General features: G+C 61.6%; 15 protein-coding genes. 4 read left to right on the forward strand and 11 right to left on the reverse strand.

What is annotated here, in order from left to right:
* Positions 1-231: 231 nt before the first annotated feature.
* The 10 genes from P0111_11360 to P0111_11405 form a co-directional block, all read right to left on the reverse strand.
* Positions 232-1,017 (reverse strand): hypothetical protein, encoded by a 786-nt coding sequence (locus P0111_11360; protein ID MDF0644623.1) that lies wholly within the window; start codon positions 1,015-1,017, stop codon positions 232-234.
* 18 nt (positions 1,018-1,035) lie between these two features.
* Positions 1,036-2,235 (reverse strand): hypothetical protein, encoded by a 1,200-nt coding sequence (locus P0111_11365; protein ID MDF0644624.1) that lies wholly within the window; start codon positions 2,233-2,235, stop codon positions 1,036-1,038.
* Positions 2,236-2,250: 15 nt separating this feature from the next.
* Entirely contained in the window at positions 2,251-3,723 is a 1,473-nt protein-coding gene (locus tag P0111_11370; GenBank protein ID MDF0644625.1) for an alpha-amylase family glycosyl hydrolase, read from the reverse strand.
* Positions 3,724-3,765: 42 nt separating this feature from the next.
* Positions 3,766-6,600, reverse strand: a complete 2,835-nt coding sequence (locus P0111_11375; protein ID MDF0644626.1) for a glucosidase — start codon at positions 6,598-6,600, stop codon at positions 3,766-3,768.
* Between the two features lie 91 nt (positions 6,601-6,691).
* Positions 6,692-6,862: a hypothetical protein gene (locus tag P0111_11380; protein ID MDF0644627.1), complete on the reverse strand. Its 171-nt coding sequence runs from the start codon at positions 6,860-6,862 to the stop codon at positions 6,692-6,694.
* A gap of 59 nt (positions 6,863-6,921) precedes the next feature.
* Complete coding sequence (locus P0111_11385) at positions 6,922-7,869, reverse strand: SMP-30/gluconolactonase/LRE family protein (protein ID MDF0644628.1); 948 nt, start codon at positions 7,867-7,869, stop codon at positions 6,922-6,924.
* A 200-nt stretch (positions 7,870-8,069) separates the two neighbouring features.
* A complete protein-coding gene (pgi, locus tag P0111_11390; GenBank protein ID MDF0644629.1) occupies positions 8,070-9,713 on the reverse strand; it encodes a glucose-6-phosphate isomerase in 1,644 nt (547 codons plus the stop codon).
* Positions 9,714-9,781: 68 nt separating this feature from the next.
* A complete protein-coding gene (gene pgm / locus P0111_11395; protein MDF0644630.1) occupies positions 9,782-11,437 on the reverse strand; it encodes a phosphoglucomutase (alpha-D-glucose-1,6-bisphosphate-dependent) in 1,656 nt (551 codons plus the stop codon).
* Between the two features lie 9 nt (positions 11,438-11,446).
* The gene (locus P0111_11400; GenBank protein MDF0644631.1) at positions 11,447-11,845 is read right to left on the reverse strand and encodes a SemiSWEET family transporter; all 399 of its coding nucleotides are present in this window, start codon (positions 11,843-11,845) and stop codon (positions 11,447-11,449) included.
* A 58-nt stretch (positions 11,846-11,903) separates the two neighbouring features.
* Positions 11,904-13,409, reverse strand: a complete 1,506-nt coding sequence (locus tag P0111_11405; protein ID MDF0644632.1) for a DUF4403 family protein — start codon at positions 13,407-13,409, stop codon at positions 11,904-11,906.
* A gap of 379 nt (positions 13,410-13,788) precedes the next feature.
* On the opposite strand from P0111_11405, the gene P0111_11410 reads away from it, so the two are divergent.
* From P0111_11410 to P0111_11420, 3 genes are all read left to right on the forward strand, one after another.
* Positions 13,789-15,198 (forward strand): PAS domain-containing protein, encoded by a 1,410-nt coding sequence (locus P0111_11410; protein ID MDF0644633.1) that lies wholly within the window; start codon positions 13,789-13,791, stop codon positions 15,196-15,198.
* Positions 15,199-15,231: 33 nt separating this feature from the next.
* Entirely contained in the window at positions 15,232-15,879 is a 648-nt protein-coding gene (locus tag P0111_11415; protein MDF0644634.1) for a response regulator transcription factor, read from the forward strand.
* 93 nt (positions 15,880-15,972) lie between these two features.
* Positions 15,973-16,419: a response regulator transcription factor gene (locus P0111_11420; protein ID MDF0644635.1), complete on the forward strand. Its 447-nt coding sequence runs from the start codon at positions 15,973-15,975 to the stop codon at positions 16,417-16,419.
* 14 nt (positions 16,420-16,433) lie between these two features.
* Here the strand turns inward: P0111_11420 and P0111_11425 are convergent, their stop codons facing one another.
* Positions 16,434-17,939 carry a M48 family metalloprotease gene (locus P0111_11425; protein ID MDF0644636.1) on the reverse strand — a complete coding sequence of 502 codons (1,506 nt, stop codon included), beginning with the start codon at positions 17,937-17,939 and terminating at the stop codon, positions 16,434-16,436.
* Positions 17,940-18,296: 357 nt separating this feature from the next.
* On the opposite strand from P0111_11425, the gene P0111_11430 reads away from it, so the two are divergent.
* On the forward strand, positions 18,297-19,007 hold the full coding sequence (locus P0111_11430; GenBank protein MDF0644637.1) for a lipid-binding SYLF domain-containing protein: 711 nt from the start codon (positions 18,297-18,299) through the stop codon (positions 19,005-19,007).
* Positions 19,008-19,658 lie beyond the last annotated feature (651 nt).

Raw genomic sequence — 19,658 nt, forward strand, 5'->3', positions numbered from 1 at the left:
TCGATCTCCGGACGTCTAGCGTTGTGTCCCAGAAGTTCGTTCGTGGTGAGCCTGTCGAACCATGAACGGAACTCTTTGAAAGTGGGCGCCCTTCGACAGGCTCAGGGCGAACGGATTAGTACCGGAACTTCTGGGACGCAACACCAGCGGACAAGACCGCTCATCGCACAATACACAAAAAGCAAGGTCAGTTCAAACGGACGACCGTCGAGCGCGCTCAGTCCGTGATCCCTATTGCCCCGCCGGCGGCGCGGAAGCGGCGGACTCGTCGGCGTGCGATTCTTCCTCGATATCCGGCCCGATCAGCGAATCCACAAGATTGTTCGTCGGAGAGTACCGGGAGGCCGTTCTGTCGCGCGCGAAATCCGAGATGATGCTGCCCCATGTGATTCTGCCCGCTTCCCTCAAATAGACCGGATCCTCCGAGAGCGCTTCCTCCTGAAACGAGCCCTCCGCGGTTGACGCCCATACGAGATCGCCTGTCTCTGTATCCCATATCTGCAAACTGAGCCTCAGAATGCTCGAACGAATCCGTATGACGTTGATTTCCAAGGCCGGGACCTTCCACCGATCGTACAGGGTCTGCGTGAAGGCGGCCAGACGAGGCTGGAGAATGTAGCGGACTCCCAGCACTTGTCCGATCTTCTTGAGAGGGTCACGGTCAAGTATATTGCTTTGTTCGTAGTCCATCCTCATGCGGGTATACTCGCCCGCTAGGCCGTGCCGATTGATGCGGGAGGCCACCTCAATGGGAGATACCAGATTCATGGTCGGAGCCACTCGCTCAACCACGCGCTTGAGAGAAAGGGCAAGACCGACCTCATTGCCGTGGAGTCCCGGTGACGTGAGCGCTTCGAAGATGCCGAGCGGTTCACGCCTCAACACCGCGACCGAAAACTCGGGAGGCTTCCTCGTCGACTCGGTTCTCACTTCCCATAGATAGACCGATCCAGGACAGCCGGTGAGACAGAGGAGAACGATCGCCAGGGCACCATGCCATGCAAGCTGTTTCATCATTGGTCTCTCACTTCGCTCCTAAAGCACCAACTTCATCAACAGGGAGAAGACCTCTCCCATCGGGATCTGGGTCACGGCCACGGGCAGGACCGGGAGCAACGCCATCACGATCAGCTTGAGCACGTCGTCCTTCTGCAGTGGAAGGATCGACATGTTGCGGACCGCGGTCACCGACTGCCCCAGGTGGGTGACGGCACGGAAGTCCGGCATGCTCGATTCGAGGTCCTCCCGCATTGGAGCCGCCTGAACCCATTTGCCTTCGACGATGTGGATCAGGCGCGACGCCAGGGCCCCGTATCGCAGCATGGCTTCTTCCTTGGCCTTGTACAACGGGCGCATGAACGTCAACAACGGCCCCACAATCAGGATGAGCATGGCGACGACGAATCCGATGACGTGCCACTGGTATTGCAGCGGGGTATCCCCCTCGTACATGACGAAATCCGCCACCGTTCCCGCGATGATCGCTCCCTCGGCGAACACGAAGGGGGCGAACGCCTGGAAGGAATCACTCAAGAAGCCCAGTCCTCCGGCTCCATCTCGATGGCTTGGCGTAATCTGCAAGTCGAGTTTCGACACTTGACGCAAGAACCACCACCACAAACCGATACGCAACAGCCATCGCCAGAGGAGAAAGGCGTAGAGGGGAAAGGCCACCAGAAGGTACCAGTACCCGGCCAGCGAGATCGCGATATGCCCGTCGATCATGGGCGCGCGCCAGGTCGGGTGATGGAGACCATACAGATGCACGATGAGGGCGGTCAGGCCGTGCAGATAGGCCACCCCCACCAGGAGGCTGTCCGTACGGCCTGAGCGGCTCACGCGCACGGTGCGTTGCACGATCTCGTCGAATTGCCTCCGCGCCTCGTCCTTCACCAGGCGCGCATCAATAAACTGGCCCACGACGCTGCGGAGTTGCCCTTCGCAAATGGTTTCTCCGAGGAGCAACACCGGCACGGTAATCAGAAACCGCACGTTGATGATGAAGTCCATCAGAAAGGATTCCAGACGCGTCGGTCCGATCGCCAACCCCTGTGCCGCAGCCAACAACAGCATCGGCAGCCATGCCACGAGCAGGGCGAACGACACACGACGTCCTGTCTGCCTGCGGCCGCCTCGGAACAGGCCGAGCTTCTCTTCAACACGATGGGCGGGTCCATCGTCGAACAACGTATAGGGAGTGCAGCGATCGGACACGGCAGGCTGAGCGTCGGACATCAGGGGGCGATCTCCTCAGAACGTCAGCACGTGGAACTTCCACGCGTTCAGATCGACATAGAGCCCGCTTTTGCTCAGCTGGTCGCCGTGACGGTCGAACACGTCGCCGCTGACGACATCTTTGAGCTTCCACGAACGACCCGCGAGATCGTTCCACGGCAGCAAGACATCTCCCTGCGCGGCTGCGGGAGAGAGATTCACCACGATCAAATGCCGCAGGTCGCCTTTGCGCCAGCACCAGGCCAGAAGGTTCATGAAGCTCTGGTTGTCCGGCCACCCTCGGCGCTCGCACAAGGACCACTCCCCGTTTCTCAGATCGTCCGCGCGCAGCAACCGTACGAGCGCCTGATAGAAGCGCTGCAGCCGCTGGTCGGTCGGTTCATCCGGCCTGCGGCGGAGAAATACCGGAAGTCTCACCCTGCGCCCCTCGAACTGCCCTTCGTGAAACAGCCTGGCTCCCGGCAAGCAGGCCGCCGTCAGGGCAGCGGCCTCCACCTTGCCCGTCTCGAACGCCGCCGAAGCCCGCGGTTCGTCATGGTTTTCGACGAAGCGGACGAGTCGCTCCTGATAGGCCGGATCGGCGCAGAGATGCAACCGCACCGTCTCGGCCGCGTTGTGTTCCAGCCGATCGTAGAGTCGCTTGTCGTAGCAGTAATCGAACCCCTGCTGTTGCAGGTCCCACTCCAGATCCCAGTAGGCCTCGGCGATGAACAACACCTGGGGATGACGCTTTCGGACCGCCGCGATCAGCTCCGGCCAATACTCGGTTGCCGGCCTGGCGCCGGCCCGCGCCCCCCACGTCCGCTCGAAGATGGGATTCATCAGGAGCATGGCCATGTCGCAGCGCATGCCGTCGCATTGATCGGCAATCGAGTTGACCGTATCGACCGCCGCCTTGCGCAATCCGGCATCAAAGGCGTTCAACTGCAGCACGTCGGACCAAGCGGGAAAATAGGGATCGCGTCCGCAGGCCAGGACCTTGCCCTCCAGCCGCACGAACGCATCCGGCTGCCTGGCCGCGTCGTCGTCGGTTCCTTGAATGAAGTACTCGGGATGCTCGTTCACCCATGGATGATCCGGCGCCACATGATTCGGCACGAAATCCAAGATCAGCCGAAGCCCGCGGGCGGCCAGTTTCTTTCTCGCGGCGGCCAATCCTTCCGGGCCTCCCAGTTGGGCGTCCACGACGTAGCGGCGCACGCAATAGGGCGATCCCACGTTGTCCTCGGGAGAAAAATCAGGCAGGGCCCTGCGAAAATCCGCCAACTGCCCGGCGTTCTTCATGGAGATCGCGATACCGCCCGGGCTGCGTTCCCACACGCCCATGAACCAGACCGCATCGAACCCGTAGGCGCCGAGGCCGTCCCATTCCGCGTCAGGGACGGTGGCAAGCGTGACGGGCTTGCCGTGCTTTCGACTCAGCTCGTAGAGCCACACCCAGGTGTTGATCTCATAGATCACCGGTCGTCTCGGCCAGCCTGTCTTCATCGTCGTCTCCTTTCGTTCACAGGATGCGATCCACGGTCCCGGTCATGTCTTCGGACCGGTCTTTTTTCGACCTTGGGCCAACCCGGCGACGCGGCTCGAGGTGCCGAGCTTACCTTGTTCGAGGACGTCCTCGGCCTTGACCTCTCCGTAGATTTGGAGCAGACGTCCGATGAGGCCGGTCCAGCCGGTTTGATGGCTCGCCCCGAGGCCTGCGCCGTTGTCTCCGTGAAAGTATTCGTAAAAGAGGAGGCAATCCCGCCAGTGCGGGTCGTTCTGAAATTTCTCGACCCCGCCGAACACGGCCCTGCGCCCTTCCTTGTCTCGGACGAAGATCCGGCTCAACCGCCTGGTAATCTCTTGCGCCACTTCGAAGAGCGTCATCCGACGGCCCGATCCGGCGGGACACTCCACGGTGAACTCATTACCGTAGTACCCGTAGAGGTTCAGCAGGGCTCTGATGATCAACACGTTGACGGGCATCCAGACGGGCCCGCGCCAATTGGAGTTGCCGCCGAACATGCCGCTGTCCGATTCGGCGGGCAAATAGTTCACCCGATACTCTTCACCGTGCACCGTGAACACATACGGATGATCGCGGTGGTATTGCGAGAGAGAGCGGATCCCGAACGGGCTCAGAAATTCATTCTCGTCGAGCATCTTCTCCAGCACGCGCCGCAGCTTCGGTTCGTCCAGAATCGAGAGAATCCGGCGATTCTTGACGCCGGGCTTGTTCGGCGGAGCGATGGTGGCCATCAGCTCGGGATGCCGCCGGAGAAATTGTCTCGCCCGTTCGAGGAGGTCCGGAAACTTTGCTTCCACGTCCATGTCGAAGACGGTCGACGCGCAGAGCGGCAGCAACCCGACCATCGACCGGACTTTCAGCCTGGTCGCCCGGCCGTCGGGAAGCCTGAGCAAGTCGTAGAAAAACCCGTCTTCTTCATCCCACATTTCATCGCGATGCTCGCCGATGCGATCCATCGCGGCGGCGATCCACAGAAAATGCTGCAGGAACTTGAGCGCCATTTCCTCATAGATCGGATCGTGCGCCGCCAGCTCGAGCGCGATGTCCAGCATGTTTTGGGAGAACAGCGCCATCCAGGCCGTGCCGTCCGCCTGCTCGAGCGAGCCGCCCGTGGGCAGCGGCGCGCTCCGATCGAAGACACCGATGTTGTCCAACCCCAGAAAGCCTCCTTCGAACACGTTCCGCCCGCCGGGATCCTTCCGGTTCACCCACCAGGTGAAGTTCAGAACCAGCTTCTGAAACCCGTTCTTCAAGAACTGCAGATCTCCCTGTCCGCTGATCTGCTTGTCGGCCTGGTAGACGAACCAGGTGGCCCAGGCATGCACCGGAGGATTGACGTCTCCGAAGTTCCACTCGTAGGCGGGAACCTGTCCGTTGGGGTGGATGTACAGGTCGTGGAGCATCAAGTCCAGTTGCTGCTTGGCGAAATCGGCGTCCACGGCCGTCAGGGCCACGCAGTGGAACGCCAGATCCCAGGCCGCGTACCAAGGATATTCCCATTTGTCCGGCATGGAGATGACATCGTCGTTGAGCATGTGAAACCATTGCCGATTACGCAGATTCGGCGCCTTCGCCGGCATCAACGGATCCACCCCGTGTTCTTCCAACCACTTGTCCAGATCGAAGTAGTAATACTGTTTGGTCCACAACAAACCCGCCAGGGATTGCCGCATCACCAGGGCCTCTTCCCGGCTCAGTTTTCCCGGAGTAATGGCGGCATAGAACTGATCCGCCTCAGTGAGACGCTCGCTCACGACCTTGTCGAAGCGGACCAGGAAGGACTTGGCGGCGGCGGCATTGTCCTGCGGCGCCGCGTGCGAAAGCCGCAAGCGAATCACCGTCGTCTCTCCGCCGGGAACGTCGATCCGGTAGGCGGCGGCGACCTTGGTGCCGGTCCGATAGGGATTGACGGCCGCCTGCTGGCCGCCCACGAGATAGTCGTTGATGCCGTCTTTCACATAGGGACCGGCGTTCGACTTGTTGAACAGCCGCTGCATGTTCGTTTCGTTTTCCGTGAACAGCAGCGGGACGTCGCCCTCGCAGGTGAGATAGCGTTTGCCCAATTCTTCGTGCGCGGCCATGGCAATGGTCAGGCCTTTGGAGCCGGTCAGCTGCTCGATGCTCGGTTTCGCGGCGCCCTTCGACCAGGACCAGGTGTTGCGGAACCACAATGTCGGCAGTACGTGCAGCGGCGCCGCCTCCGGGCCCCGGTTGCTGACGCTGATCTTGATCAGGATGTCGTCGGGGGTTTCCTTGGCGTATTCGACGAACACGTCGAAGTACCGGTCTTCGTCGAACACGCCGGTATCGATCAGCTCGTATTCCATCTCCTGCCGTCCTCGCCGGCGGTTGGTGTCGACCAGCGCGTCGTACGGATAGGCGGCCTGCGGGTATTTGTAGAGATATTTCATGTAGGAATGCGTCGGTGTGCTGTCCAGATAGAAATAGTACTCCTTCACATCCTCGCCGTGGTTGCCTTCGCTGTTGGTCAGGCCGAACAGACGCTCCTTCAGGATCGGATCACGGCCGTTCCAGAGCGCCAAGGCGAAACAGAGCCGTTGCTTGTCGTCGGAGATTCCGGCCAGCCCGTCCTCTCCCCAACGGTAGGCGCGCGACCGTGACTGGTCGTGCGTAAAATAGTCCCAGGCGTTGCCGGATTCGCTGTAATCCTCCCGCACCGTGCCCCACTGCCGCTCGCTCAGGTAGGGCCCCCACTTTTTCCAGGCCAGCTTATGCGTCCGCGCCGCTTCGAGCCGCTCATGCTCGTGTGTCAGGGCGCCTCGATCCGCCGTCTGCGAGACGGTCTTTTTCTCGACGGTTTTCTTCTCACTTCCCCGCGATTTGCTCCCGCTCATGCTCCGATTCTCCTCCCTCATCATCGGTCGCCGTCTCCCGCTCCTCCGACGCATTCTGCGTCGATTCAAGCCGACGACCGGAATTCACGCGTTAGAGAACTGCACCACGACCGAAGTTCCCCTGGACGATCTCCAAATCCGTGCCGCACAGACCGACCGCAATGGCTTCCACCAGCACCGAACCGAGACGCTCGTCCGGCTCCCGCACGTCACGCAGCCGGGCGGAATCCGGCTTTGAGGGTTCGACCGTGATGGCCTTCATCGCCAATACCACTCACTCACTTGCTTGATGGAGGTCCCGCCGGCCGGCGGTTTCGTTTGTCACTTCGCACCGTTCGCGCCGCTGACGCGCAGCTTGATACCGTACAGCCCCTTGCCGGCTGTGATGAACAACATGCGCCGGTCCCGTCCGCAGAAGCTGACATTGGCCGTCCAGGCTTCTTCCGGCACGACGATCTGCTCGACCTGCCGCCCGTCGCGGTCCACCACCCGTACCCCGTCGCCGGTCAAGTAGAGATGACCCTCTTCGTCCAACGTCATGCCGTCGGAGCCGTACTCGGCGATCAATCTTTTCCCGCGCAATCGCCCGTCCTGCTCCATGTCGTATCGATAGGTCTTGCCGGCGCCGATATCCGCCACATAGAGTGTTGTTCCGTCCGGCGTCCCGATGAGGCCGTTGGGCTGCTGCAGATCGTCCGTCACCCGCACCAGTTGCCGGCGATCGGCCGAAAGAAAGTAGACGTGCTGACCGTCCTGCGGCATCTTGTCGTGTTTCCACCAGCGCCGACGATAGAACGGATCGGTAAAATAGATCGCCCCGTCGGCACGGACCCAGACATCGTTGGGGCCATTGAGGGATTTTCCGCGATACTCGCTGAGCACGACCGTGACCTGACCGTCCGGGGCGATGGACCAGAGCGCATTTCTCTCGTCGGCGCACGCGATAAGGTTCCCCTTGAAATCGAAATACATGCCGTTGGCGCGGCCGGCCGGCTGAAGAAACGTCGAGAGGCCGCCTTCCGCATTCCACCGCATGATTCGATCGTTGGGTTGATCGGTGAAAAAGACGTTGCCCTCGGCATCGCACGTCGGCCCTTCCGTGAATTCAAAGTCGCCGGCCAGTTTCCGCAGAACTGCCCCAGGCGCCACGACGCTGTCCTCAGCCCATGCCACGGCCATACCGGCCACGAGCGTCACTACGCAGCTCATCACGGCCGCGCCGCCGGCGCGATGCGGCCGTTCCGTCCGCTTCTCTCTATTTGGGCGCATCACGAACGTTACGTTTCCGGCTATCAGGATGTTGAAACAATCCTCCAGCTGAGATCTCGCGTCGATCGGAAGCCCGCGGGGGACTGGCTCTCGCCGTAGCCCGGCGAAGCCGGGCGTCTGTCCCGGTCTCCAAGGGCAACGGGGACAGTCGTCGATCCGAAGGGCGACAGTCCCCTCGCAAACAGTTTGTCTTCCCCCGGCTACGGCGATGTCTTCGCGGCCCGATACCGGCGGATGAGATGATTGGTCGAGCTGTCGTGGGCGGGCGCCGGGGCCTCCGCGCGTTCCAACTCCGGGGCGATGCGCTGCGCCAAAGCCTTGCCGAGTTCGACACCCCACTGATCGAAGCAGTTGATCCCCCACAGGGCTCCTTGAGTGAACACGGAGTGCTCGTACAGGGCCACGAGTTTACCCAAGGCCTCCGGTGTCAGTCGCTCCAACAGAATCGTATTGGAGGGCCGGTTTCCCTCGAATACTCGATGGGGCACGAGGCGGTCGGCCGCGCCTTCCGCCCGGACCTCCTCCGCCGTCTTGCCGAACGCCAGAGCCTCGCTTTGCGCAAACACGTTCGCAATCAGCAGATCATGGTGCCGCCCCAGCGGATTGAGCGGCTTCATGCAGGCGATGAAGTCGCAGGGGATCAGCTTCGTCCCCTGATGGATCAACTGGTAGAAGGAGTGTTGCCCGTTGGTGCCCGGCTCGCCCCAGTAAACCGCGCCGGTTTGGTACGTCGTCTTGATCCCCTCCAATGTCACATGCTTGCCGTTGCTTTCCATCGTCAACTGCTGAAGATACGCCGGAAACCGCTTCAGATACTGATCGTACGGCAACACCGCGACCGTTTCCGCGCCGAAGAAATTGCCGTTCCAGACCGCCAGCAGGCCCATCAAGACCGGAAGATTCTGCCGGAACGGCGCAGTGCGGAAATGTTCGTCCATCTGGTGAAACCCGGAGAGCATCGCGTGGAACCGTTCGGGTCCGACTGCCAGCATCGTCGACAGGCCGATCGCCGAGTCCATCGAGTACCGCCCTCCGACCCAATCCCAGAACTCGAACATGTTGGCCGGATCGATACCGAACTTGGCCACCTCCGCCGCATTGGTCGACACGGCCACGCAATGCTTGGCGACGGCCTTGGCGTCGCCGCCCAGACCGGCCAACAGCCAGGCGCGGGCGCTGTGCGCGTTCGTCATCGTTTCCAATGTCGTAAACGTCTTGGAAGAGATGATAAAGAGGGTCTCCGCCGGATCGAGATCGCGTACCGCTTCGACGAAGTCCGTGCCGTCGATATTGGAGACGAACCGAACGGTCATGTCCCGGTCGCTGTACTGCCGCAGCGCCTCGTAGGCCATCACCGGGCCCAGGTCTGAGCCGCCGATGCCGATGTTGACGATCGCGCGGATGCGTTTCCCCGTGTGCCCCTTCCAAGCGCCGTTCCGAACGCCGGTACAAAATCCCGCCATCCGGTCCAGCACGGCATGGACCTGGGCCACGACGTTCACTCCGTCAACTACGACGGACGAGCCCTTCGGCATGCGAAGCGCCGTGTGCAACACCGCGCGCTGTTCGGTTTCATTGATTCGCTCGCCGCGGAACATGGCATCGATCCGCCGGCGCAAGCCGCATTCGTCCGCCAGCGCACAGAGCAGCTCAAGCGTGTCGTCGGTGATGCGATTCTTGGAGTAGTCGAGAAACACGCCGGCCGCTTCGGCCGTCAGACGCTCGCCTCGGCCGGGATCGTTCGCAAACAACGTCCGGAGATGCATGTCCCGCATGGTCCGATGATGCGCCTCAAGAGCTTTCCATGCCGGGCGCGAAGCGACGGATGGGATCGTAGTCGCCATGACACCTGTTCTCCCTCTCTGTTGCACTGCGATTCAGTTCGGATCCGCCCCGTCGTTCGGCCTGCGGATCAGGCCGTGATCGGAGCCGCCAACGCCTTGTCCACGATCTGCTGGGCTTCGGTCACGATTGCGGCGAGATGGCGGTCGTCGCGAAAACTTTCGGCGTAGATCTTATAGATATTCTCCGTCCCGGACGGGCGCGCGGCGAACCATCCGTTGTCGGTGACGACCTTGAGGCCGCCGATCGGCGCGTCGTTGCCAGGGGCCTTGGTCAGTTTCGCCGTGATCGGCTCGCCGGCCAGCACCGTCGCCGTCACGGCCTCCGACGAAAGCTTGCCGAGCCTGGCCTTCTGCTCGGGCGTGGCAGGGGCGTCGATCCGCGTGTAGCTCGGGGCCCCGCACTCCTTCGTCAAGTCCCGGTACAGCTCTCCCGGATCCCTGCCCGTGCAGGCCGTCATCTCGACCGCAAGCAAGTCCATGATCAAGCCGTCCTTGTCCGTGGTCCACACGGTTCCGTCCTTCCTCAGGAAGCTCGCCCCGGCGCTCTCTTCTCCGCCGAAGCAACAGGATCCGTCGAACAGCCCGGCGACGAACCATTTGAACCCGACCGGGGTTTCGTAGAGACGCCGGCCCAACCGTTTGGTCACCCTGTCGATCAGGCTGCTGCTGACCAGCGTCTTCCCCACGCCGGCCTGCGCGTTCCACAGCGGGCGATGGGTCAGCAGATAGTGAATCGCCACGGCCAGGTAATGATTGGGGTTCAGCAAGCCGGCCGCGGGCGTCACGATTCCGTGACGGTCCGCGTCCGGATCGTTGGCGAACGCGATCCGATATCGATCTTTCAGCCCGACCAACCCCGCCATCGCATAGGGGCTCGAGCAGTCCATTCTGATCTTGCCGTCATGATCGACGCGCATGAATCCGAAGGTCGGATCGATCGTCGGATTCACCACGCAGAGATCCAACTTGTAGAGCGCGGCGATCGGCTCCCAATACGGAGCGCCGGCGCCGCCGAGGGGATCCACACCGATCCGGATGCCCGCTGCGCGGATCGCCTCCATGTCCAGCACATGGCTCAAGTCCCGCACATACGGCAGGATGAAATCCTCCTGATGCGTGGTCGGCGCCTTGATCGCCCGCTCGAACGGCATTCGCTTCACGTCCGCGTTGCCGGCTCGAAGCAGGGCATTGGCCCGATCCTGGATCCACGCGGTGACGTCCGTGTCCGCCGGCCCGCCGGTGGGAGGGTTGTACTTGAATCCGCCGTCCTCCGGCGGATTGTGCGACGGTGTGACGACGATGCCGTCGGCCAGATGGGCCGAGCGGTTCCGATTGTAAGAGAGAATCGCGCGCGACACGACCGGAGTCGGCGTCACTCCGTCCTGGGGCTGGATCACCGTGTCGATCCGATTGGCCGCCAGGACTTCCAGGGCGGTGCGTTGGGCGGGACTCGACACGGCATGCGTATCCTTGCCCATGAAAAGGGGCCCGTCCGTTCCCTGCCGCAGGCGAAATTCGCAGATGGCTTGGGTGACGGCCAGAATGTGGGCTTCGGTGAACGAACCGCGCAACGGCGAGCCGCGGTGCCCGCTGGTCCCGAAACTCACCAGCTGGTTGCCGTCGTCGACGTCGGGCCGGCGCGCCTCATACTGCCGTTCGAGCTCGGCCACGTCGATCAACATGTCGCCGGGAGCCGGCTTGCCTGCCAATGGAGAGAGTGCCATGTGCCACCGTCACCCTTCGACTTGGGCCCGTTCGCCCCGGAGAAAATAGTAATAGGCTCCGACCATGATGAAATTGATCACGACCGCGACGATGTTCCAGATGATGACCGGTCTGGAGGCGATCAGGAACCCATAGTAGACCCAGACGAATTGAAACGTGCCCATGATGGCCGCCATCGTCGGATTCATTCCCACGGTGGACCGCCGCTTGAGCATGACGATGAGGTCCGGTACCGCCGCAAAGGTGGTCCCGAACCCCGCGATGAAGCCGACCACTTCCTTCATCGTGATCGCGGAGGAGGCCAAGGCCTCGACGTCCGACTCTATATCCTGACCGGCCAGTCCGGTGCCGGCCGAAAAGGCGTAGGTCGTCGCCAACAAGACGGCGGACAGGTTGAAGCGGATCACGAAGGAGACTCCTTTGTGAGGAGGAAGAGTACCAGACCCGCTGAACCGCGACAACGCCTCATCGCGCCGGCGGCAGCAAGAGCTCGATCGTTCCGTCCGCGACGACCTGCGCTTCCACTCCTCCCTCGATCGGATAGATACCCCTCGGCTCGACCTTGGTCACAATCCCGTTGAGCCAACCTCCGGGCAGCACTTCACGATGCAGGGCCTTGTCCAACGCGCGGCGCATCGAGGCCATCTGGTCGGAGAGGTCCACCCTGGTCTGCGGCTCGATGGTCTCCAGGATTTCGTCCCGTAGCAGCCAATTGGCCGTGCGGACGAGAATGTTCCGCGTATCCATGGTGAAGTCGAATCCGTCGAACCTGAGAACGTGCGTGGTCGGGTCGATCACCGGTTTCCCTGCGGCGTAGAGCGTCCCCTTCACGCTTCCCGTCACGCCCAGAGCCAGAATCAGGTTCGCTCCGCTGCCGTACAGCCGCGCGGAGGTGATGGAGACCGGGTCGCCGATCCTCACCGGGATCGTCTGTCCCACGAGCTGCCTCCGGACCCTGACATTGAGCCAGTCATAGTCCACCATCATCGGCATCGCGAGGTGGAACCCGTCGGCCGCGCCGGTCGCCAATTGGAGCGGGGGCAAGGGCCGCTCCCCGACGGACGGCATCGCCCCGCTCGTGACGATCGGCTCCAGCCGCAGATTGAGCGAGGCCACGACCTGCTGATCCTCGTTTCCCATAATGGGTCCGGCCGCGATTTGTCCCGGCCGCAGATTCAGCCACAGCTCCGGGGCCAGTTCGGTCGGCGCCAGCAGCGTTCGCCAGGCCTTTTCTACTCCGCGGCGCTGCCGGCTGCCCTCCTGAATCCTGTCGTCGATCTTCTTGCTCAGTACGGGAAGCCTCGCCTGCACCGTCGTCTTCACAATCGTGCTGACGTCGGCGCCCGCGGCGGTCGAGACACAGGGATCGGGAAACACCGGCTCTTCGAACTTGGTAGCCGAACGTACCGTCCAGTCGTCGGCCCATTGCAGGTGCGACCGGCCTTTCATGCTCATGTGTCGCGGCTCATCCGGCTTGTATCCGCAGATGGAATCCTCGATCTCCCCGCTCGGCTTGGTGCGTCGCACGGCGATTCGATATCGGATGTCGGGGAACAGCATCTCCAATTCGTTGTTCTCGACCTGCACCTGAACCGGGCCTCGATGGAGCCGATACTGCCACTGGAAGGGAGGCTGGCCTTCGACCGACGGCCCCTCGTGCCATTCCCCCTCGTTCTCGATGACTTCGGGAAAGGAATCCGCCGCGATGACGAGCAAGTCCTGAAGCGAGACCTTGGCAGGGATCGAAAGGACGGACGCCCCGACCTGCGGCGGAGGAGGCGGCGGCGCAAGTTTGTCGGTCGGCTTCGGAATGTCGAGATAGTCGTCGGCCTTGGCCGGCGGCCCCCCCAGGATGACGAGAGATGCGGCCGCCACCAGCATGCGGCGCAGGCTCAACGGCCATGCCGAGATTTGCCCTCGCGATCTCCGACAGCGGTGCACGATGTCGAAAAGGTTTCCCTGTGGTTTCACGTTCCGCCCTCCCATAGTCTGTGTAGATCCTCCGAGAGCCGAATTTACAACATTATTTGACTACTTATACAGGGGCGGCCTGCGACGGAATACTGTCAAATCTGACAGTAGGAGGAAGAAGCTTCCCGACAGAGAAATAATTCCTACGGGTTCTCTATTGACTGCCCGGCATGACTTGGTCATGCTTGGCTTCATAGTGCCCTGACACACCGGCGTTTCCTCATTCCTCGTGAGGCGCCGCGCGAGTCCAATGACTGATCAACGGGGTCGATGGATGGGCATGACTGCATCTCGCCGGAAAGCGCCGGAGCTCGCGGCAAGTCGCTCGGCATGTTTTCCCTCAACGGAGCCCGGTCCCCGGCCGGAGACTGCTCGCGAAATGGACGACGGCTCCGCGCGTCGCGCCGGCGAAGGGTGGGCCTCGACGATCCTCGCCAGCCTCGGACAGCGTCTGGCCGTGCTCGACGAGCAGGGGACCATTGTCGCAGTCAACGAGGCCTGGCGGGAGTTCACCCGCTCCAATGAGGGCTGCCCTCACACCGCTGTCGAAACCGGCGTGAACTGCCTTGATCGGTGGCATGAATCCGCCCGGACCGGATCACACCAGGATGCCCAGGTCCGGGCCGGGGTTCGGAACGTCCTCACAGGAACCTCGCCCTCGTTCGAATTCGAATACATGTGGTCGTCATCGTCGGGGCCGCAGTGGTTCCTCGTGACCGCCGTGCCGCTCCGGCGAAAGGAAGGGGGAGCGGTCCTCACCCATCTCGACATCACCACGCGCAAGCTGGAGGACATGCGCTACGGATCCTTGATCGAATCTCTCGAAGCGATCGTCTGGAAAGCCGAGCCGGCCTCGCTTCGGTTCACGTTCGTCAGCAAGCAGGCTGAAGCCATCCTTGGGTATTCCCGCGAGCAATGGTATCGGCAGGACTTCTGGGCGACTCATCTTCATCCCGACGATCAATTGAAGATCTTGGCCTCCTGCCGTCGCTCGGTCGAGGAAAAGCGGCACCAGACTCTGGACTACCGAATGGTCACGGCCGAAGGGACCACCGTGTGGCTGCGCAATGCGATTCACGTGATTGCCGAGGGCGCACAGACGAAGGAATTGATCGGCGTCATGGTCGATATCACCGATTACAAGCGCACCGAAACGTCGCTCAAGGAAGTGACCGGTCGTCTCCTCGGCGTGCAGGAGGAAGAGCGCCGCAGAATCGCCAGGGAGTTGCATGATAATTTGAACCAGCGGCTGGCGCTGCTGGCCATCGGTCTGCAGCGTCTGAACCTGTCCCCGAATGCCGAACCGGCGGCGCAGGTCGAAGGCCTGCACAAGTTGACCCAGGAAATCGCGTCGGATGTCCATCGGTTGTCGCACCGGCTCCATCCGGCCAAGCTCGAGCACCTGGGTCTGGTGGCGGCCATCAACGGACTCTGTCGCGAGTTGTCGGAACAGCATCGGGTGCGCATCGACTGTCTGCACCGGGACGTGCCCCGCGCGATCCCCAAGGAGGCCGCGCTCTGTCTCTTCCGCGTCGCGCAGGAGGCGCTCAGCAATCTCGTGAAACACAGCGGCGTCCGGAACGGGAAGCTCGAGTTGATCGGGAACCGAGGCGCGCTGCATCTGTGCGTGTCGGACGCAGGAGCGGGATTCGATCCGCACGCGGCGTCGGCCAAGGGACGGCTGGGGCTGATCAGCATGCAGGAACGCGTGCGGACGGCCGGTGGACGGATCTCGATCGAATCTTCGCCGTCCCGCGGAACCAGAATCGTCGTCCAAATCGCGATGTAGCCGCGGCCGGCGGCCTACGGAAAGGAGCTGGCCATGCAACGGCCGCGAGTCCTCTTCGCCGATGATCACCGCCTCCTCGTCGAGGCCTGCACCAAGTTGCTGGAACCGGAGTGCGACATCGCGGGATCCGTGGGTGACGGCCGCGCGCTGCTGCTCACGGCGCGCAAGCTCCGTCCGGACGTCGTGGTGCTGGACATCGGCATGCCGTTGCTCAACGGCTTGGATGCCGGGCGCCGGCTGAAAACCATGATGCCGGAGGTCAAGCTCGTCTTCCTCACGATGAACGAGGATCCGGATCTCATGACGGAGGCCTTCCATATCGGCGCCTCGGGGTATCTCCTCAAGAGCTCGACCGCCTCAGAATTGTCGAGCGCTATCCACGCGGCGATGGAAGGCAAGGTCTACATCGGCTCGGGAGCGGCCGGCGGGATGGTCGAGGCCGATGTCGAGACCGGTCACCGCCCGATGGCAAGCCGACTGACGCTGCGCCAGCGTGAGGTGCTCCAGCTTCTCGCCGAAGGCTATTCGATGAAGGAAGCGGCGGGCATACTCGACGTGACTCCCCGCACCGTCGCGTTTCATAAGTATCGGATCATGGAGCAGTTTCAGGTGAAGAACAACGCCGAGCTGTATCAATTTGCGCTCAAACAGAGCCTCGTCCCCTCCTCCCGGCGCAATTAAAATCCTGCCGCCCTGTCAGTTTTGCCAGTTTCCTCCGGTGCTCGTCGGTGTTACACATCAGTTGCGTCCCGACTACGCAATGAGTCTGTCCCGATGGCTTCATTTCACCAACCGGCTGAGCCCGGCAAGGCGGCCCCCCGTATCGTGCTGGCCGACGACAATCCGGCCATGCTCGAAATCGTGGTCCGCGTCCTGGAGCCTGAATTCCATATCGTCGGCACGGTGGGAAACGGCCGCGATCTGATCCGGGCTGCGGCGGAACTGCAACCGGACGTGCTGATCGTGGATATCTCGATGCCGTCTCTCGACGGTCTGGAGGCCGCCCGGCTGCTGACCGATGAGCACCGCGACGCGAAGATCGTCATCCTGACGGTGCATGAGGAGCGGGAATTTGTGGAAGAATCTTTTGTGGCGGGAGCGATGGGATATGTCGTTAAACCGCGACTGGCCACCGACCTTCCGGTGGCCGTCCGTGAAGCCTTGATGGGGCGCACCTTCGTGTCGCCGATGCGGCCGCCTTCGCAGGTCGGGTTCGGCTGACGCTGGAATGTTGCCTACTTCCGTTTCCCGACATAGGGTTCTTCCACCGTGATCTTGACGAGTTGCCCGTCGCGCAGCGGTTCGGTCTCTTGCAAATTATTGGCGACCGCGACTTGCTTGGGTTTCCAGCTGGATCCGGATCTTTCTACCAGCGCCTCGAGCGTCTCCCCGGCCCGTGCTGTGACGAGACGCAACCGCTTTTCGCGAATGCTCGCCCGCTCGTCCGGCTGCAACGGCCTGAAGCTCCGGGTCACGGCGTCAAAGGCGGGATGCGTCGCGTCATAATGTTTCGTCTCGGTGATCCCGACGATCTGATAGATCAGCCCTCCGTGCGCGATCCAGGTAATGTCCGCCGTCACCTTGGAGTCTCCGAGTTTCGCTGTGGCCGCCGGGAGGCCGTTCACTCTGGTCGGCCGCGTTTTATCCACGACCGGAGACTTGCCGGCTTTCTCCAACGCGCGGGCGCCGTCCATCGGATCGGTCCCCTCTCCGACCGCCCGAATGAGGATGCCCATGTTGCCTTCTTTCGGCGCGGACGCCAACTGAACCGGCGTATTTTCCACCTGCCATTGATCCGGAAATTCGACGAAGAAATTCAGGTCCGGATGGCGGAAGATGCGCCCGTGTATGACGCCGTTGGCGGCCCGCTGGCCCACGACGAGTCCCTCGAATCGCTTCAGGAATGCATCGTGAGTGGGCGTGATCGGGTCACGCGGCGCTTGCTTGAAGTCTTTGGCCCATTTGGTCGTATTCTCGACCCGATCGGGCGTCGCCGGGTGGGAATCAAAAAAGCTGGGCCTGCGAGGTCCATCGTTCAACAACGATTCTTCCCTCCCCAACGTATTCAGGAAGATCGCCAAACCTTCAGGATTCCAACCGGCCTTGGCCGCCATTTCTTGCCCGACCTTGTCCGCCTCGGATTCCTGCGACCGGCTGTAGGGGGAGAACACCAGGCTTTGCGCAAAGTTGCCGATCCCTCCGAGCACATTGCCGACGAACGGCACGAAAAAGCCGGTTATGCCGGACACGAAGTTGGTGATCAACGCAAAGGGCCCCTGACGCGAGATCTTCTGGACACTGTGCCGGGCCGCGACGTGGCCGATCTCATGTCCGACGACTCCGGCCAGCTCATCTTCCGAATTGACCAGCGCCAAGAGTCCGCGCGAGACATAGATATAGCCTCCGGGAAGCGCGAACGCATTAGGCTCGATCATATCGACGGCGTGGAAGTGATAGTCGAGGTTCTGGCGCGGCGACTCCTTCGCCAATCGCTGTCCGACCTGATCCAGATACCCGGTCAAGGCCCGATCATCGAGCAGTCCCATTTCATCTTCGACCTTTTTCGCTTCCTCCGCGCCGATCTGTTTTTCCTGTCCAGCGGTAATCAGCGTGAACTCCGGCCATCCGCTGACCGGGTTGATCGTACAGGCGCTCGACCCGATCAACAGCAGAACCATGGCCAAGCTGCCGAAACAGATACCCCGCGCCGAACGGAATAACGACGTCATCATCATCTTCATGCCACCTTCCAGAATGGACCGGTCTTCAGAGCGGCCCGCAGTCTAACATAGTTGACCGATGTTGTTCACGACGAAGCGTCACTTTGGTAATGGGTCAGTTTGCCACCCGAAGCATCGAAGTTTGTCATTCCCGCGGAAGCGGGAATCCAGTCAAGGCTTTCTCATCAGCACTGATTGATCCAGGAGTAGATGCCCGCCTTCGCGGGCATGACGCAAGAGGAAACTGACCCACGACCCTATCTGTTGTCCTCCTTCAATCGTTTATGCGCCATGACAGGAGGAGAAGTCCTGTCCAGCCCTTGCGAGGGTGAAATCTGTTTGGTAGTCTTGGCCCCTTTGCTTGCCCGGAGGTGCCGCGTGAAATTCGGCCTGATTACAAAATGCTCGACTATCCCTGCCTCGATGATCGCCTTGCTGCTCTGTGTGAGCTGGCCGGGCAACAGCGCTGCCCTTGATTCGAGTGAGGAGAGCGCCGAGCAGCAACAGTTGGTCGATCAGGCGACATCGACGTTCGAACGGTTCCTGGCCGAACCGGGCCTTGCCGCCGGTTATCGGCTCAAACCCGACAGCATGAAGGCCGTGTTTATCGTTCCTAAATTGTGGCGCGGCGCCGTGGTCGTCGGCGGATCCGGCGGTCGTGGCGTGCTGTTGGCGCGGGATCTCGTAAAAGGGGGATGGTCGCCGCCGGCCTTCTATACGATGAGCTCGACCAGTTTCGGACCCCAGGTCGGGGTGGACTCGTCGGAGCTGATTCTCATCGTCCAGACTTTTGCCGCTCTCGAGCGCTTCTCGGGAAAGGGCACGGCACGACTGGGAGTCGACGGCGGCTTTACAGTCGGCGCCTTCGGGGAAGGGGGGACCACCGCGCTCGACGTGATCTCATTCGCCTGGTCGAAGGGCGCGTTCATGGGGTTCGCCCTGCAGGGATTCGCCATTACGGCCTCCTCCAAAGATAATCGGATCTATTACGGGACGCCGGTCAACCCTGAAGAGATTCTCGCCAACAAGACCGTGACCAATCCCGGCGCGGACAGCCTCCGTGCCACGCTCGGCAGATTGATCCCGTAGACCAGAAATCGTTTACACACATCGCCGATCGGTCGCGGGGACGGCTTCCTTTCGCGTCATGCACGCGAAGGCGGGCATCTACTCCTGGATCAATCAGTGCTGAGGAGGAGGCTTTGACTGAATTCCCGTCTCCGCGGGAGTGACACACTTAGCCGCCTTTACGAGATCAGTATCCGAATGGTATAAACAAGATTCGATTTCTCGCTTCCCTCGCTCAACATGGCGGTGTAGCTCAGTTGGTAGAGCAGCGGACTCATAAGCCGAGTCTCATTTCTCCCCTTCACCCGCAAAACTCCACATTCTCCAATAGAATCGCGGCTCCTAGCGCGGTCCCTTGTTTCGCGAGATCCGATCTGTTCCCGCCGAAACCGACCAGTTCCGGCTTCTTGGTGAACATCTGGTGAACACTTTACCAAGGGGGACTTTCACACACGGCCTTTCCCAACCTTCGCGGCTGCATTTCCGCAACGGCTGATGTCGCCCGTTCAATTCTGTCAACTGGCGACACCCTTCGAGGGGGAAAAAGCTCCTGATCGTGCGTGCGGAATCGGAAAGTACCGCTAGTATCAGCAAAAGGCAGCACGAAACGGTCCTCATATCCCAACACCACTACGTCTATTTGTGCGAACCAGCCCATAGCCTAGCCTTCTT

The organism is Nitrospira sp., assembly GCA_029194535.1.
Taxonomy (GTDB): domain Bacteria; phylum Nitrospirota; class Nitrospiria; order Nitrospirales; family Nitrospiraceae; genus Nitrospira_C.

What these genes read in the sequence shown, in the direction of transcription:
- P0111_11380 (MDF0644627.1), bottom strand. Translation starts at nt 6,862, where the DNA reads ATGAAGGCCATCACGGTCGAACCCTCAAAGCCGGATTCCGCCCGGCTG.
- P0111_11365 (MDF0644624.1), bottom strand. Translation starts at nt 2,235, where the DNA reads ATGTCCGACGCTCAGCCTGCCGTGTCCGATCGCTGCACTCCCTATACG.
- pgi (MDF0644629.1), bottom strand. Translation starts at nt 9,713, where the DNA reads ATGGCGACTACGATCCCATCCGTCGCTTCGCGCCCGGCATGGAAAGCT.
- P0111_11360 (MDF0644623.1), bottom strand. Translation starts at nt 1,017, where the DNA reads ATGATGAAACAGCTTGCATGGCATGGTGCCCTGGCGATCGTTCTCCTC.
- P0111_11385 (MDF0644628.1), bottom strand. Translation starts at nt 7,869, where the DNA reads ATGCGCCCAAATAGAGAGAAGCGGACGGAACGGCCGCATCGCGCCGGC.
- P0111_11415 (MDF0644634.1), top strand. Translation starts at nt 15,232, where the DNA reads ATGCAACGGCCGCGAGTCCTCTTCGCCGATGATCACCGCCTCCTCGTC.
- P0111_11370 (MDF0644625.1), bottom strand. Translation starts at nt 3,723, where the DNA reads ATGAAGACAGGCTGGCCGAGACGACCGGTGATCTATGAGATCAACACC.
- P0111_11425 (MDF0644636.1), bottom strand. Translation starts at nt 17,939, where the DNA reads ATGAAGATGATGATGACGTCGTTATTCCGTTCGGCGCGGGGTATCTGT.
- P0111_11375 (MDF0644626.1), bottom strand. Translation starts at nt 6,600, where the DNA reads ATGAGCGGGAGCAAATCGCGGGGAAGTGAGAAGAAAACCGTCGAGAAA.
- P0111_11410 (MDF0644633.1), top strand. Translation starts at nt 13,789, where the DNA reads ATGGACGACGGCTCCGCGCGTCGCGCCGGCGAAGGGTGGGCCTCGACG.
- P0111_11420 (MDF0644635.1), top strand. Translation starts at nt 15,973, where the DNA reads ATGGCTTCATTTCACCAACCGGCTGAGCCCGGCAAGGCGGCCCCCCGT.
- pgm (MDF0644630.1), bottom strand. Translation starts at nt 11,437, where the DNA reads ATGGCACTCTCTCCATTGGCAGGCAAGCCGGCTCCCGGCGACATGTTG.